Raw genomic sequence first — 16,024 nt, 5'->3', positions numbered from 1 at the left:
TTCACCTCTAGTCTGGAGTATTCATACTATCAAAAACCTAGTATCACCACACCAGTTATCATCATCCCGATTCCGATGAATTGTGGCAACCTCATCTTCTGCTTCGCTGTCCCAAACCATCCCTTATTTTCAATTAAAATCGTTATACTCAGCTGGGCAATCAGTAGAGCAGATATCGTAAGGGTAACACCGATTCTTTGAATAGCGGTGACATTACTGAAAATAATGATCGCCCCTAAGGAGCCTCCAGTCAAATATAATGGTTTCACTTTCTTAAACCTTTGCCATTTCCCGTCCCAGATGAAAATCATGAGAAGAAAGGACACAACGAAACCTGTTAACTGAGTAATAGTTGCCGTTTGCCAAGTACCAATATCTTGACTGATTCGAGAATTGGCTACACCTTGCAAGGTAATACAGGCCCCACCTAAAACCGCAAATAAAATCCCTCTCATTTTTTCTCACCCCACTATAGATTTCTTTACTATTAAAAGTTATATCCATGTGTTTTAGTAAGGACATATGTCCTCGGATTGTAAAAAATCTTATTCGTCCTTCGCTCCTCTCCAAAAAAACCGAGGAGAAACAGGGATAAACACCTGAATCTCACTCGGTTTGAAATCCTTTATTGTCACTCAACATGAAAATGACTAAAATTCGTTTTCATGTTTGTTTCTCATTTCATTTTGTAGTTTACTTTTTCTCCATGACTGCAAAGTAATTTTGTTCATTATCAGCAAAATTAAATACTCTACCAGAAGGCATACTTACAATTTCCCCTACTGTGATATTTTTATCCGAAAAGTCTTTATATAACTTATCAAGATTTGCCGAGTAAAACATCATCGAAGGTGTATTAAGATTTAATTCAGGCTGCATTTTAGCAATTAATTCTTTATTGTGGAGAACGATACTCGTTTCTGCTTCCTTTGTTGGAACAATTTCAATCCATCTCAATCCTTGGCCGTTATCTTCTTCAGAAATTACGCTAAACCCTACTTTTTCTGTCCAAAATTTCAATGCTGCATCTTGGTTATTTACATATAACATAATTTGACCGACTTTATTAACCATTTACTTCTCTCCCCTTCTGCTAATTCAGTTACTATTGATTTTTTCCTTTTGAGTATTCCATTATACTGCGAATCGCTATATTCAAAAAAAGGCCACATCGCAGCCATTCATCTGCGGTGTGACCTTTTATAAATCAATCATACAATCTTTCAATGATTTGTTTTGTTTTTTCTATCTGCTCCACCGTAAAATCGTATTGAGCAGACGCATAGGTGCTGAAAACAACATCCAATACGAATAATTGAGCTAATCTGGAGCTTGTTGCCGCACTGCGAAGTTTTGCTTCAGGCGCGCGTGCTGTAAATAAAGAGACATCAGCCAACTGAGACAGCTTGTTATTTCCAGGACGGGAGAGGCTAATTGTCTTTATTCCGATTTCCTTTGCCCGTTTCATTAATTGAATAACTTCCCTTGTCTCTCCGCTGTAAGAAATGCCCCAGAATACAGCGTTTTGTGATTGCGTAGCCATTGCCGCTGCTAATAAATGGCGATCCGAAATTGCATATACGTTTTTGCCGAGCCGAATCCATTTTTGCGCAGCATCTTCCGCAATAATAAAAGATGCGCCAATTCCGTAAATGTAAATAACTTTCGCCTGATGTAACATTTTTACGGCCTGTTCAATCGATTGCATATCAAGCTGGCTAGCCGTATTTTGGAGAGTCAATACGGTATTCGACAATGTTTTGTTAATGATCGAATGGACCGTTTCATTGGATTCCACATCAAAATAGCCAACATGCGGTGTGCTCTTTACTTCCGCGGATAAACGAATTTTCAGGGCAGGAAAACCATCTATTCCTAGAGAGCGGCAAAACCGAACAACCGCTGCGCTGCTTGCTTCCGCTTTCTTCGCCAGTTCATGTATTGTCATATGCATGACTTCTCCGGCATTTGAAAGAATATACTCCGCTACCTTTTTTTCAGATTCTGGAAGCTCATTCAATACTAATTCAATTTGAGATATCATACTTCCTACTGCCAAGTTCTTAACTCCTTTACCTGATCTACTTCTCCTATTGTAACAAAAACAGGAATGTCAATCATTAGAAATAGCCGTAAAGGAAAACTGACTTCCACCTTTTCTAACATATTCCAAGAGGGGGATATCCTCTTCGATAACATAACCGATCACATTGACGCTTTCATGAGCCGGCAAATCCGTCAGCGTTATTTGCATCTCACATTCATAGCGACCATACAAATGATTATCTACCGTAATCGTACCTTTTGGCCGATTGACTGTATTAGCAGGCGCAATATTCTTTTCCGTTGCAAAGCGTGCCTCATCCGTACGTGCATTCTCTGATCGGATTGCATCACGAGCGGCATCGAGGCGATTTCTATGCACTGTGTCCCATAGCGCATAAGGTAATTCCTTTATCACCCGCAAAGGAATAATTCCTTCCGCATACATTTGAAATTGGTGAAGAGACCATGCTGAAAGCGTTAAGTCTCCAACGAATATTTTGTCCACCGCACAGTTGTTCTCTAATTCCAAATAAGCTAGAAACGAAGATTGATGACGATGCTTCTCCAGTGTAGGCAAGCTTTGAAATAAAGGTTTTCTCTTCAACCCGTCGCCAGGAATAAAAGACATTGTCGTAATGCCGTTGGATTGCAGCCATTTGTTTTTTTCAATAAACTGCTCCTTATCGAGCCCGGTTTCTGGACGGGGATAATAATTGTGCCAAGCTTCAATATTTTCAAAGCATATCGAATGGTCTTTTAATGCATCCATGAACTCCGGTGTTAATGTACTGGCATTCAACGCAATTTTCATCTTGTGCGAGAAGTCTGCAATTTCACGGGGACTAAATCCAAAATCCATTCGTAGTCCCGTAACACCTGATTCCAATAAATAAGAAATAGGAAACTGTTCTAATACTTTGCCGGAAATATCCGCGATCAAATCCATTTCCAGCGTTTTAGCAGCCTGAGCAATGGCCAATAATTTTTCTTTCAATATATCGATATCGTCTTCCGGCATATGCAGTGTTGTAAATATCTCTTTACAGCCCGCTTCCTTCATTTCTTTCATATACGCTATATTTTCTTCCAATGTTCGGTCAGCTAAAAAAATTGAAATTCCTAACAAGACCATCACCTCACTGTTTTGAACGAATTAATCTTGTTCTGCCATGGCATCCTTTGGCGTACCGAAGAAATAAGTGAATATCATTCCGCCTGCATAAGCAGCAAGTATGCCCAGCACATATTTAAACCATAATCCGTTTGCGATGAGTGGAATCAATGTTAACCCGGATGTTCCAATCGCAATCGCTCCAACATCATTGAATAAACCGATTACTGCACCGCCAATACCGCCACCAATACAAGCTGTAATAAATGGACGGCCTAACGGTAAAGTTACCCCGTAGATTAAAGGTTCACCAATTCCCAGAATACCTACTGGCAGAGCCCCCTTAATCGTATTGCTTAAGGATTTGTTTTTTCTGCAACGAATCCATAGTGCAATGGATGCACCGACTTGACCAGCACCCGCCATGGCAAGGATCGGAAGCAATTGCGTCATACCAGTAGTGTTAATCATCTCAATATGAATAGGTGCTAAAACTTGATGTAAACCTAGCATAACAAGGGGCAAGAATGATGCGCCTAGTACAAATCCTGCGAACGCGCCGCCGCGCTCTAACGTCCAGTTGATTGCTCCAACCAGGTTAGTCGAAATAAATCCGGCAAATGGCATAATGAAGAAAATCGTGATAAGTCCAACAACTAATAATGCAATTGTAGGTGTAACAATAATATCGATAGCATCCGGAATAAATTTACGTAACTTTCTTTCAACGATAGATAATAGCCATACTGCGATTAAAACACCGATGATCCCGCCTTGACCAGGTGACAAGGGTGCGCCTGTAAATATGTTAAAGATCGGCAAGTCGGCTGAAACACCTGTTAACATCGTTACACCGCCGATAACTCCGCCAAGCGCCTGAGTTGCGCCAAATACTTTGGCCGCATTAATACCGATATAAATAACCAAATAGCCGAACAGCGCATTTTTAATAACGTTTAAAACCGTTACATATTGCTGCCAAGTCGCACCATCCAGGTTGCCTGCCGTCATATTATTTGTCAGAATCGCTACGATACCTGCAATGATACCGGCTCCAACGAATGCAGGAATGAGCGGTATAAATATACTTCCAATTTTACGGAAAAAGTTTTTGACAGGCGTATCATTCTTTTTCTTGAAATCCGCTCTCATTTGTGCGCCTTTTGCTTGTAGCTCTTCTGCCGTAGGAGCATTCCTCTTGTCTCCGCTCTCTTCCTCTAGCAGGATACCAAATTGTTCCGCTACCTTGGTCACAACTCCGGGTCCAAGCACGATTTGATACGTTTCATCCTCCACCACACCAAGAACGCCATCAATTTTCTTTACATTTGCTTCTTCGACTCGACTGCGATCCACGACCGTTACACGAAGACGTGTCATACAATTTGTATAGGAGGATACATTTGAACGGCCACCAATGGCCTCTAATATTTGGACTGCCATATTATGATACTTGCTCATGTTCATTCTCCTCTCTTCGTTTCCTATTATTTTATCGCTCGACGAATAAACCCTTGCGATGCTTCCAGACGTTGTACGGCTTCTTCTTTAGTTAGCCCAGCAAGAATCATTACGATTGCAATTTTAGGCTTGTTGCCAGCTTGGACTAAATAGGCTTCCGCTGTTTTTGCATCGCAATCGGTCGCATCCATCACAATACGTTGTGCACGTTTTACTAGTTTTTCATTTGTGGTTTGTACATCGACCATTAAGTTTCCATATACTTTCCCAATACCAACCATAGAGGCGGTTGAAAGCATATTGCAAATTAATTTTTGGGCAGTCCCGGCTTTTAAACGCGTTGACCCGGTTAACACTTCCGGCCCGTTTACGACCTCAATGGCTATATTGGCCACTTTTCCGATATCTGAATCCTTGTTGCAACTTACTGCTACGGTAGGTGTTCCAATCGAGTTGGCATATTCTAATCCACCGATAACATATGGTGTGCGCCCGCTTGCAGCAATTCCCACGACAATGTCCTTGTCAGTAAGCTTACTATCTTTGAGATCTTGTATTCCTAATTCTTTACTGTCTTCTGCTCCTTCTACCGCTTTAATAAATGCACGCTCTCCCCCAGCAATTAATCCGACTACTTCTTCCGGAGCTGTACCGAACGTTGGTGGGCATTCAACGGCATCAAGCAAACCGATCCGCCCGCTCGTTCCAGCTCCGAGGTAAATTAAGCGTCCTCCTTGCTTCTTTGCCTTCGTAATCGCTTCTACTGCTTTTGCAATTTGAGGAAGCTCTAATTGAACAGCTTGAGCGACTTTCTGATCTTCTTCGTTCATGGCTTTTAGTAATTCTATCGTTGTCATTTCATCCAAGTTCATAGTCTTTTCATTGCGGGTCTCAGTTGTCAAATTCTCTAGCATGAGTTTATCATCCCCATCTTTTTTGAAATCGCTTTCATTAATTAAGATAACATTTCTGAAATAATATTTCAATTAAATTTTAGATATTTTTAAAATTAAATATCAGAATGATTTACCAGGGATAAACGGGATTTGTGTCCCCCCCGCTTTCAAATGAAAAAACGAGGAGAAACAGGAGTGGATACCTGAATCTCGCTCGGTTTTTGGACAAACTATTTAAGTTTGTTGCACGAAAGCACCCGTTTTGTTGAACAACAAAAATTAACTGGCTTGAAATTAAATCGGTATATTAATTACCAAATGCAAATATCATCTCTGCCTCGCATACTATTCCACCATCAACAGAAGCTATACCCTTTCCTTTCCCAATAGGGCCTTTTAATCTGGTAATTTCAACTTCAAGCCGGAGTTGGTCTCCTGGTTTTACTTGCTGTTTAAACCGACAATTATCGATACCTGCTAAAAGCCCTAACCTTCCTTTGTTTCCTTCTTTCGTTAGCATCACAACTGCACTTACTTGAGCTAACGCCTCTACAATTAATACACCTGGCATTACTGGGTAATTTGGGAAGTGCCCGGTAAAAAATTCTTCGTTTGCCGTCACATTTTTGATACCAACTGCTCTTACCCCTTCTTCTAATTCCAAAATCCGATCCACTAAAAGAAATGGATAGCGATGCATAATAACGTCCTTCATTTTTTGAGTATCTAACATCATATACCCCCCATAGCTAATAATCTGTTTCATAATTTTATCACTTAGTATTAGGAGTTGGTACTTTTTCTGTTCACCACATAATCAAACCACTTCTGGAAATACTATCCTTGTCTATTCTCATGACAGAAACGGAGGATTACATGACTACAACTGCAAAGCTTTACGACAATCTTGGCGGTGAAGAAGCCATTGGCAAAGTTGTTGATTATTTTTACGAACTCGTATTAGCCGATGGTACCGTTAACCAATTTTTTGCCAACACAGACATGGACAAACAACGCCGTCACCAAACCAAATTCATTAGTTTTGCCCTGGGTGGTCCAAATCAATATACAGGGCAATCCATGGCGAAAGCGCACGAAAACATGAACCTGCAACCCGGACACTTTGATGCGATTGTAAGGCATTTACATGATGCTTTAGAACATTTCGGAGTAAAAGAAGCCGATATCAATCAAGCACTAAGCACAGTCGCAACGTTGAGGGACGATGTGCTTTACCAGTAATAAGTTTCAGGACAATTGGGATTTGGTTCAATGGGGTTTAAAGAAAATCCGTTGCTCCTGTACATAGAAAAATACTCTATAAAAAAACATGTTCGATTACGTTTATTGTAATTGAACGTGTTTTTTTTAATAAATTTATTGTTATTCAACATGAAGTGAATCCATTAAATAATGTGGGATTAGATCTCCTAGAGAATTCATCTTTGTACCTAAGAATGATTTAAGGATCTATTCATGTAAAATTAGGATTTTATTAAGTTTTCCTTACGCTCTCGTTCATGTTTATGATTTATCATAGTCCCGAGGTGATCGTGCTGAACGAGCAAATGAAAAAACGAAACGCAGCAAAATACGTCTATATACTTTTAACTGATACAGGAACGTTATTTACCACCCTAATCAAACAGTATACGGGAGCTCCGTACAATCACGCGTCTATTGCGCTAAATAGCGGGCTAGACGAATTATTCAGCTTTGGCCGCAAACAGCCCAAGAATCCTTTCATTGGCGGTTTTGTCATGGAAGATGTGTATAAAGAAACATTCCGGCATTTTCCCAATACACAATGCGTGCTACTTCGATTAGCTGTGACGCAACGGCAATGGGATAAAGTAAACCGAGTCATTCGTTATTTTCAAAATAAAGAAAATACCTTCCAATATAATTTCATCGGACTTTTTGGCGTAATGATGAATGTCCCTGTATCATCGAAGAATTCTTATTTTTGTTCTCAATTCGTAGCCGAAACACTAAAGAGAAGCGGTATACCATTATGGGATCGTCCTTCAGCTCTCGTAACACCGGATGATTTTCTGCATCACGCTTCAGTCGAGTTGATATACGAAGGAATTTTATACGATTATCCGTTACTCCGTAAAGAGAAATTAATTGATGGCAGTTTCCATTACGAAATAAACGATATAAGGGGAGAAATAGCTGCGTGGTAGATACGATTATGAATTTTTTAAAGGAATTCGGTGCCTGGGGATTGTTTTTCCATGCATTTATTGATGCAATTATTTTTCCTATTCCCGCTTTTTTTACTCAGGTGTCCTTAAGCATGGTTGATCCATCCAATGCTTTATGGCTAGCTACTTTCGGGTTTATCGGTTGTTTATTGGGTTCTCCGATTGGGTACTGGATCGGCAAAGTTGCAGGAAGATCATTTCTCAGCAAAATACTCAAAAAAAGCTGGGTCGATTCCGCCACGGAGATGTTTAACCGTCATGGAGAAGCTGCTATTTTACTAGGGTCTTTCACACCTATTCCCTTCAAGATCTTTACAATCATTTCTGGTAGTACGAATTACCCTCTATGGAAAATGATGGGGTACGCAGCAATCGGGCGAGCAGCTAAATTTTATGTCGTTGGGATATTGTTCTATCTCTTTGGCACATTTGCCGAAAACCTGATCGATCAATATTTAACCCTTATTTCTTTAGCGATTTTTATTGTAGTGGCCTCGGGTTGGTTCGTGGTTCGTAGGCTTAGGAGGAAGAAGGGTGCGCAAATGGATGTAAGGGCAGGTTCCAATTCTCCCCATTTTATTAACACAGATGATGTGTCAACAACTCATGACTAAAGTCGCGTGTCTCCACTGAGAAATGATGAAGGCAGTAGTGAGGATCTAGAAACGCTTGTTTACCGCAAGCCAAGATACATTTTAGTTACTAGCCATATTTTCAGTAAATAAAAAGAACCTATTTTGAAAAAAGTTTGATCAAAATGGGTTCTCATTTTTTGATATTTTCAATCCTGTTTATAAATTTGTTTGATCATTTCGGTAGGCGGATTTTCACTATTCGTCCCCTACTAATAAAATATGTAGCAATGCTCTTTTCTTTTTTATGAGTTACTTTTTATCCAGTTCAACGTCTGTTCTAGGCTTTGTGTACTATTTGAAAGCGGGATAATCCCTAACGTTTTTTCTAATTTTTCCGTATTCAATAGGATAGGGGTTTCTGTTAAATACATCATTTCTTTTTGCTCACGCATAAATGGGGAGAACAAGCCTAAAAAAGCAATAAGTTTTGGTGTAGCAACACGTACTTTTTTACGATATCCCAGCATCTTTTGCAGTAGTATAACAAGTTCTTGCCCCGAAATTTTTAAGCATCCTGGTACGTTCCAATTTTGATTAAACGCCTCTGGGTTTGAAGCAAGGGCAACCACACTTTTTGCTACGTCTTTTGTATAGGCGAATTCACGTACCACATCAAGTCTCCCCACAAAATAAGCAGATTTATTTTGAACAGCGGCTTGCAACGTCCCATATAAAATTGTATTTATCGCATTTGGTCCAAATAAGTCCGGTAAATGTACAATTATGTATGGTACGTTACTATCTTTAACGATTCCCTCCATTTGCAAGCGCTTTTTACCCTTTTTTGTATGTGGATGCTTCACAACATTTTCCTTTACCGCTTGCGATTGTTTCCCGTAGGCATATATATTATCAATTAATACAAGCTTGCTTTGATTACTTTTGGCAGCTTCTAATAAATTGGTTAAGCAAGGAATGTGTTTCTCCTCCCATTCCTGATAAGGAAAGCTAACCGCATGGAAAATGGTATCAACAGCTTTACTCGCTTTTAAAATATCTTCTCGGTTTAAAACATCTCCTGCTATACATGTTACGTTCTTATTGTGTTGAAATAATTTTTTTAATTTGTCTGCTGTACGTGCAAATGCTACAACTTCAATGTTTCGTTCTGTCAGTTCCTGCACTAATGCATAGCCAACTCCCCCCGTTGCCCCTGCAATTAAAACCTTCTTCATAAAAGCACCTCGTTCTTTTTAATTAACCACTGGTCAATAGCTGTTTTAAGAAAAACTCTAGATGCTAATCTAGAGCTTCTAACAAAAATTGTGAGTGCTGAATTGCTGCTTCCTTCGCCTCATTATAATTTTCTACAAAACCACGATAATGGGAAACAAAGCCATGCAGTGAGATAAACGTTGAATAAATTTTCGCTAGTGATAATGTATGATTCGTTAACTCTTGAAGCACCTGAGCGAATTTTGTATAGCTTTCATTGGAGGCTTGTTGCGAAAGTGGATTTACTTCCTTATTTCGCTGCATAAACATAAATTCATATTGGCTTTGATGATTCAATCCAAATTCAATAAATCCTGTAAAGACTGCAGCCATTTTCGAACGTGAATCTCCCTCTTCTTGTATCACATTTTCTAAAGTCATATTTAACTCAGTAAAATATTGTTCCACTACTGCATAAAAGAGCTCTGTTTTGTTCGCAAAATGATAATAAATGGCGCCGTGACTACAACCCAGTTCTTTCGCAATCGCTCGCATTGATACTTTATGAAAATCACTCGTTAAAAACTGTTTATTTGCTTCTTGAATTATCATTTCCTTCGATAATTCGTCCATCGCTTTCTTCCGTGCAGCCATACAAATCTCCTTTATTGACCATTGGTTAATTAAATTATAATCAATTTTCGTTATATTTCAATATATTTTCGGATCAAATCTGATAAAAATATAAATTCATGCTGTCTATTTGTCTTACTTCCTTTTTATCTCGTGGAACGGTCTAATGATGAAGCGTCTTGAATCTTTAACTATGGCTGATAATCTGCTTCAATACCTGTGCCTCGACCTTCTTTAATCTGCTTTTCAGCTTCAGATGTTTTTCTTCTTTATCCTTTTAGACATGAAACCACCCCTCTAGCCCTTTCGTGTTATTCCTCTTTCGATAGAATTCAAATGCAGTAAAAATAAACAGCGCAAACAAAAGTGTAAATAAAGCAGACGCAACATTCGTATCTGGAATATATACATCCCAGAATGAATTAATTAAGGCATGGAAAATAATACATAGAAAAATGCTATTGGTGGATGAATAAATGACCGTCAGCAGAAAAGATAATGCCAAAGCACTTAGAGTGAACCAGAGAAAGTTCATACTCAATTGATTTGAACCAACCACGAACCATAATGGCAGATGCCATATTGCCCAAATACCACCCACAATGAGCGTACTTGTGAATCGCGACCACTTTTTTTGCAACGTAGGCTGTAAATAGCCACGCCAGCCGATCTCTTCCAAACCACCTCCGATAATCATGATTGGGAATTCAATCAATGCTAGATATAGAGGGTTCTCCATAGATGCTCCACCCCAAAGAGTTGGCAAAAAACAAGCTGCAAACGCAAGTCCGATGGTAAATAGGTACCATGCTAATGGGTGTCTAGGATTTTTTATATTATGAATAAATGATTTAAACTCTTCTTTAGAACTATATTTCTTTTTCAGCCAAATCTCGCAAATGGCAGGGGTAACACCACCAAGAATAAACAACATCATTGAAAATGCAGTTCCAAACCTGAGCAGATTGAACTGTGTTAGTATCGCTAAGCCGCCCCATAGTATCCACGACGAAACAAAGGTATAGAATAGAAACCTTCTTATCTCTTTCCCCAATTGTGAACCTCTCCTTATTTAGACCCCAACAATAATAATACGGACTTGCAAAGAGTATCCATCAGACGGATTTCGTCAAATTGCACTTGTTCATTTTGGAACATACCGTAACATTTTTGTAAAACAACATCTCTTACAATGCCATCAATCGATGTCATAACAAAAGTTAATAAATCTTCTGGTGATACTTCAGGCTGAAAGCTCCCTAAAGAAATTCCCTCATGAATTGTACTAAATAACCGCTCGACCAAATATTGTCCGCTTTCATTTTCAGTAATGTTCAATAAAATTTTCTTTTGTCTCTCTGGATTGTTCGCAAATACGATTGTGAGCTCAAATTGAATTTTGCCAACCGTTGATAAGTTTTCTTTCATGTATTCACCGAGAAAAGTAAACAGCTTTTTTATCGATTCTTTGGGAGAATTGCTATTTTCAATAATCGCATCGACAACTTGCTTATAGTCTGCATTAGCATTAGCTTGATTAATGACAGCAACAAGTATTTCGTCCAAATCCGAATAATAGCGATATATCCCTCCTTGACTTATCCCTGACGCTTTAATGATATCTCTCATCGTAATTTCATAGAGTGGCTTAACTTTACACACCGATAAAGCTGCTTCTAAAATGGTATTTTTCTTTCTTATCACATACTCATGGCTTACCTTTGGCATAGTAACCACCTCCTAAAATAAAAATGACACTACAGTCATCTTTATAGTATGTCATGAGCTATTTATCGTCAATATTAAAATGACACTATAGTCATTTTAAAACGATCATAATTTCCACCATGCGACTTAATGGATCTACGAACAATATTTTGGAGTTCCGAATTTCTTTTAGTAATCGGAACTTCGCTTTTTTTCACATCCGATTTGTACATTTTTTCCACGAACACGCGCCGGGGGATTATAAAACCTAGCTACTTTTTTACAACCCTCTCTCAAACCTTTTTCCGGCTGGATAGGATATGATGTAAAGGGTGGGGACTGCGTATAAATCAATTCAATGTAGTTAAACGACATCGGGAACGAGTATAATAGTGTAAATAGTAAGAAAAACCAAAACATAAGTGCCGTACGTTTTTATCAATCCGAGCGGGAAGATGGTATACGCGGTTGTCACCTTTCATCCATTTAAAAACGAATGATCAGCTCAAGAAAGAGAGAACGATATGAAAAAAAAATTCCTGATCGCAATAAGCTTGTTCATCATGATGAGTTTATTGACGGGTACGGGTTTCCATTCTGAATCAACCAATACGTTACAACAGTCATTGAAATCTAACCTTGTTCCTGTTTCAAAAATGGAACTCCCTTCGAAAACCATCATCGGGTTTGGAGAAGCTACACATGGGAACAAGCAATTTACTACTTTAAAGTTAGATATTTTTAAGCATCTGGTGGAAAAACAAGGATATCGCGTATTTGCCATAGAAGGCGATTTCGGCGGAGGACAAAAGGTTAATGAATACATTTTAGGAGGCAGCGGAACTGCACAAGATGCTGCAAAAGCAATTGGATTTACGATTTACAATACACAAGAAATGGTAGACCTTCTATCTTGGATGCGCTCCTATAATGAGCATCAGGATGCAAAAGATAAAATTCATTTTTATGGTTTTGATATGCAACGCTATGACCATAACAAATACGGGCTATTATCCTATTTAAAAAAGGTTGATCCGACACTTGCCTCTAAGTATGAAATTGCACTTACGAATCTGAATGATAAAACGGTGTATGATCAAAAGCAGGCCAACGTACAGGAGGGGCTCTCCCATATTAAAAACTTGATGGAGCGGATGAAAGAAAATAAATCCGTTTATACCGCAAAAAGCTCTGAGAAAGAATATGAGTTGGCTCTAGCCTTTGCCGAAGCTATCAAGCAAAACGCTACACTGCGCGGAACAAATGCAAACTATAACAATACCCGTGATCACTATATGGCGGAAAAAGTGATATGGATTTTATCATTTGAAAAGAAATATTACGGTCGCGAAAACATATTCATAACAGGACATAATGGACACATTGAAAAAACCTCCACTTCCATAGGAATGACAACCTGCATGGGAGCGTATCTCGCAAAAACCTTTGGGGACCAATATTACGCAATAGGAAGTGAATTCTACGAAAGCTCCTTCATTGCTAATGACGCCACTACCAATGAGCGAAAAGAGTTTTATGTAAAAAATAGTGGGAACGATCGGCTAGCTGTTCTGTTTGCACATACAAACATGAAGGATGGATTCCTGGACTTTGCAAAGGCAAGACATGATGAAAATTTCACCGCATATCTGAATAGAGCTCAGCCCATCAGTGCAATAGGCGCAGTCTTTAGTGGATTGTATGGAAAAATTGAAAAGATGTATACTTTAAAAATGATTCCAGCTAAAGCTTTTGATGCTATCATTTTCGTGCGGGCAGCTACTCCTTCGGTCATGATAACGGATTAGCGGAGTGCGAATTGTCGGGGTTACGAGCTGATGGAGCGCCATAGTTGGTGGAGCGCCATCCAAGCCCAGAAACAGTTGATCGGTTTTCGAAGACGGAGAGTGGAGGACATTTGCTTGTAATGTATGAAGACGAACGGAAACATCGTCTGTTCCACACAATAAGAGAATGTCCTTCCGCTGATGCAGAAAGGCATTCTCTTTCCTATTTCTATGAATTCTTATCCAAAGTACAGGACACGAACAATAACGAATCTGAACCGTTTGGCGATTAAGATTTTGTTTTGGCGATAAACTTTCCGTCCTTGCTCTTGTAGTCTCTAATATAGAAATACGGCTCTTTGCATTCTATTATGATATCGACCACTTCTTGTATTCGTTCATTATCAAAACCACCAAGTTAACTAAAAGTCTGCTTACTAATCATTTAATCCCTTTCCATTGAGAATTTGCTGCATACATTTTTCAACCCTTGACTCCCGAGTTTTGGATTGTTTGGGTGCTGAAAAATAAAGATTGTATGCTCTTTGCCGTCCTGGCGTCAATGCCTCAAAAGCAGTTTTCAAGGCAGGGATTTCATCTAATTTCTTTTCCCCAGGTTTGATTAGAATACCATTGGCATCTTTTAACAAGGCACCTTTGAATAAATTAAGCGCACAGTATTCTTTAAATCCACTTATTATAACTATGTTCTTGTTTTGAAACGTGTAACAAGGCTGATACCACTTCAATTCTTCGGTCAGCCCACAGTCAAGAATGATCATTCTCAATTTCTCCATTTCTTCCTTCCACTTTTTGGCTTTACTAAAATATACATCAACCTTAGGATTCATTCTTTTATTTGTCATCAAGGTACACTCCTCTTCAATTTTTCGATCTGCTGACAGTCAAGACTCATCATTCTCAATTTCTCCATTTCTTTCTGTCACTTTTCACTATTCTGCCCGTTAGTTGAGAAAACGGCAGCCTATTAAACAGGCTGCCGTTCTAAGTGAGTATTAAGCTATCGATACCCATTAGCTCAATACTTAAAATGGACCTCATACGAGGCCCATTGATATTATCTAATAACTGTTTCGGCAGGAATAAACGCCTCATATTCATTATACTTTGTAGTAATTTTCTCAAATTGATTCCTTGTCTTTTGTTGTAGATTTGACGATAGCGTAGCATATTGGACAGCACCACTACGATTTTTAACACCTAGAATCCATAATTTAACAGCTTGTTTTGGTGTCTCTGCTTGTAACCCAGCCAAAAATGAATCAATTATTGTCGCTTGTTCTCGTTTGGGGGAAGTTTCAGGTCCAGCATAAACATTACTTCATGATAGCCAACATGAAACCAAAAGTAAGATGCAAATAGAGAATCTGAACATACGCTATCTCCGTTGTATTTATCTTTTCAGAATAATATTCCCAATACCAAAATAAATTATTCGTTGCTTACACCACTAAACCAGTATAAAATCCTCGGTTCTTTCAAAAAAACTGATAATCGGACACCTGAATTTACGCTCTCTACCGCCAAAATATGGGTTAAAATCAAATGAATTCCTCAGTATAATCCTATCGCTCTCCCCATTTATTATAAAAAACTAGATTTTCAAGAGATTTTCGTTTTTCCCACTTCACCTGTTCTAAAATCGGAGCAGATGGGTAGTCTTTAGTGTATCCAATTGAAATTAAAGCAATAGGATCAACGTGCGGAGGTATCTGCAAGATATCTCGTACATCATTTTTCTTGTAAAAACTTACCCATCCCATTGCTAAACCTTCTGCACATGCAGCTAACCACATATTCTGGATAGCACATGCTGTTGAAAGAATATCAGTTTCAGGAATAGAGTTTCGTCCTAATACATGCGATCCCCCGCTTGTTGGATCACATGTTACACAAATAGTCAAGGGTGCCTGTTTAATCCCTTCAATTTTTAAACTTAAAAATTGTGTAGATCTCTCTTCTTCATAATGAATAGCTAATGCTTTTCTTTCTTTCTCTGTCGCCCAAGCTAATTGTTCTTTTACTTCTATTGAATCCACTAAAATAAAATTCCATGGTTGCATAAATCCCACTGAAGGGGCATGGTGTGCTGCTTGTAAAATCCGGTTTATTATCTCCTTAGACACAGGATTAGAAAGAAAATTCCGAACATCTCTCCTTTTATAAATCACATTATAAATCGCTTCTTTTTCTCTATCATCAAACATGTTATATTTCCCCCTTTAACTCTGTACATTATTCACTAGATTAAAATCACTTTTATTCACATATGTCCTTTTTCGTTAAATCCACTCCCCTATTCATATAAAATAAGTATTAAAATGGAGTTAGTATAGTTTCATGGACACATCTTGGTTAAGTT

The 16,024-nt window shown here is 38.6% G+C and carries 18 protein-coding genes; 5 read left to right on the top strand and 13 right to left on the bottom strand.

Features of this window, described 5'->3' with window-relative positions; translation table 11 throughout:
- Nucleotides 1–29 precede the first annotated feature (29 nt).
- The 7 genes from LM917_RS16355 to fabZ all read right to left on the bottom strand — a co-directional run bounded on the left by LM917_RS16355 (nt 30) and on the right by fabZ (nt 6,247).
- Entirely contained in the window at nt 30–455 is a 426-nt protein-coding gene (locus LM917_RS16355) for a DMT family transporter (RefSeq protein ID WP_232698662.1), read from the bottom strand.
- Nucleotides 456–693: 238 nt separating this feature from the next.
- Nucleotides 694–1,074 carry a VOC family protein gene (locus LM917_RS16350; RefSeq protein ID WP_232698660.1) on the bottom strand — a complete coding sequence of 127 codons (381 nt, stop codon included), beginning with the start codon at nt 1,072–1,074 and terminating at the stop codon, nt 694–696.
- 133 nt (nt 1,075–1,207) lie between these two features.
- Nucleotides 1,208–2,059: a MurR/RpiR family transcriptional regulator gene (locus LM917_RS16345; RefSeq protein WP_232698658.1), complete on the bottom strand. Its 852-nt coding sequence runs from the start codon at nt 2,057–2,059 to the stop codon at nt 1,208–1,210.
- 54 nt (nt 2,060–2,113) lie between these two features.
- Nucleotides 2,114–3,172 (bottom strand): DUF871 domain-containing protein, encoded by a 1,059-nt coding sequence (locus tag LM917_RS16340; RefSeq protein WP_232698654.1) that lies wholly within the window; start codon nt 3,170–3,172, stop codon nt 2,114–2,116.
- A 27-nt stretch (nt 3,173–3,199) separates the two neighbouring features.
- Nucleotides 3,200–4,618 (bottom strand): PTS transporter subunit EIIC, encoded by a 1,419-nt coding sequence (locus LM917_RS16335; RefSeq protein WP_232698652.1) that lies wholly within the window; start codon nt 4,616–4,618, stop codon nt 3,200–3,202.
- Nucleotides 4,619–4,644: 26 nt separating this feature from the next.
- Complete coding sequence (murQ, locus tag LM917_RS16330) at nt 4,645–5,532, bottom strand: N-acetylmuramic acid 6-phosphate etherase (RefSeq protein WP_232698649.1); 888 nt, start codon at nt 5,530–5,532, stop codon at nt 4,645–4,647.
- Nucleotides 5,533–5,821: 289 nt separating this feature from the next.
- Nucleotides 5,822–6,247 (bottom strand): 3-hydroxyacyl-ACP dehydratase FabZ, encoded by a 426-nt coding sequence (fabZ, locus tag LM917_RS16325; RefSeq protein WP_232698647.1) that lies wholly within the window; start codon nt 6,245–6,247, stop codon nt 5,822–5,824.
- A 143-nt stretch (nt 6,248–6,390) separates the two neighbouring features.
- On the opposite strand from fabZ, the gene LM917_RS16320 reads away from it, so the two are divergent.
- The 3 genes from LM917_RS16320 (at nt 6,391) to LM917_RS16310 (ending at nt 8,338) form a co-directional block, all read left to right on the top strand.
- A complete protein-coding gene (locus tag LM917_RS16320; protein ID WP_232698646.1) occupies nt 6,391–6,756 on the top strand; it encodes a group I truncated hemoglobin in 366 nt (121 codons plus the stop codon).
- Between the two features lie 311 nt (nt 6,757–7,067).
- Nucleotides 7,068–7,703 carry a hypothetical protein gene (locus LM917_RS16315; RefSeq protein WP_309241958.1) on the top strand — a complete coding sequence of 212 codons (636 nt, stop codon included), beginning with the start codon at nt 7,068–7,070 and terminating at the stop codon, nt 7,701–7,703.
- An 8-nt stretch (nt 7,704–7,711) separates the two neighbouring features.
- Complete coding sequence (locus LM917_RS16310; RefSeq protein WP_255668368.1) at nt 7,712–8,338, top strand: YqaA family protein; 627 nt, start codon at nt 7,712–7,714, stop codon at nt 8,336–8,338.
- A gap of 263 nt (nt 8,339–8,601) precedes the next feature.
- On the opposite strand, the gene LM917_RS16305 is transcribed toward LM917_RS16310, so the two are convergent.
- The 4 genes from LM917_RS16305 to LM917_RS16290 form a co-directional block, all read right to left on the bottom strand.
- The gene (locus LM917_RS16305) at nt 8,602–9,534 is read right to left on the bottom strand and encodes an SDR family NAD(P)-dependent oxidoreductase (protein WP_232698644.1); all 933 of its coding nucleotides are present in this window, start codon (nt 9,532–9,534) and stop codon (nt 8,602–8,604) included.
- Between the two features lie 64 nt (nt 9,535–9,598).
- Nucleotides 9,599–10,168: a TetR/AcrR family transcriptional regulator gene (locus LM917_RS16300; RefSeq protein ID WP_232698643.1), complete on the bottom strand. Its 570-nt coding sequence runs from the start codon at nt 10,166–10,168 to the stop codon at nt 9,599–9,601.
- 256 nt (nt 10,169–10,424) lie between these two features.
- Nucleotides 10,425–11,201 carry a CPBP family intramembrane glutamic endopeptidase gene (locus tag LM917_RS16295; protein WP_232698642.1) on the bottom strand — a complete coding sequence of 259 codons (777 nt, stop codon included), beginning with the start codon at nt 11,199–11,201 and terminating at the stop codon, nt 10,425–10,427.
- A gap of 14 nt (nt 11,202–11,215) precedes the next feature.
- On the bottom strand, nt 11,216–11,875 hold the full coding sequence (locus LM917_RS16290; protein ID WP_232698641.1) for a TetR/AcrR family transcriptional regulator: 660 nt from the start codon (nt 11,873–11,875) through the stop codon (nt 11,216–11,218).
- A gap of 503 nt (nt 11,876–12,378) precedes the next feature.
- Here LM917_RS16290 and LM917_RS16285 point away from each other — a divergent pair.
- Nucleotides 12,379–13,662 (top strand): erythromycin esterase family protein, encoded by a 1,284-nt coding sequence (locus LM917_RS16285; protein ID WP_232698640.1) that lies wholly within the window; start codon nt 12,379–12,381, stop codon nt 13,660–13,662.
- 47 nt (nt 13,663–13,709) lie between these two features.
- Entirely contained in the window at nt 13,710–13,934 is a 225-nt protein-coding gene (locus LM917_RS16280; RefSeq protein ID WP_232698639.1) for a hypothetical protein, read from the top strand.
- Between the two features lie 144 nt (nt 13,935–14,078).
- Here the strand turns inward: LM917_RS16280 and LM917_RS16275 are convergent, their stop codons facing one another.
- Together LM917_RS16275 and bluB are read right to left on the bottom strand one after the other, a co-directional pair.
- Nucleotides 14,079–14,507, bottom strand: coding sequence for a YdeI/OmpD-associated family protein (locus LM917_RS16275; protein ID WP_232698637.1), 429 nt, complete (start codon nt 14,505–14,507; stop codon nt 14,079–14,081).
- 720 nt (nt 14,508–15,227) lie between these two features.
- Complete coding sequence (bluB, locus tag LM917_RS16270; RefSeq protein ID WP_232698635.1) at nt 15,228–15,869, bottom strand: 5,6-dimethylbenzimidazole synthase; 642 nt, start codon at nt 15,867–15,869, stop codon at nt 15,228–15,230.
- Nucleotides 15,870–16,024 lie beyond the last annotated feature (155 nt).

Source organism: Brevibacillus daliensis (assembly GCF_021245735.1).
Classification (GTDB): domain Bacteria; phylum Bacillota; class Bacilli; order Brevibacillales; family Brevibacillaceae; genus Brevibacillus_B; species Brevibacillus_B daliensis.
The sequence above is the reverse complement of the archived record's forward strand: the minus strand, read 5'-3'. Positions and strand labels throughout refer to the sequence as shown.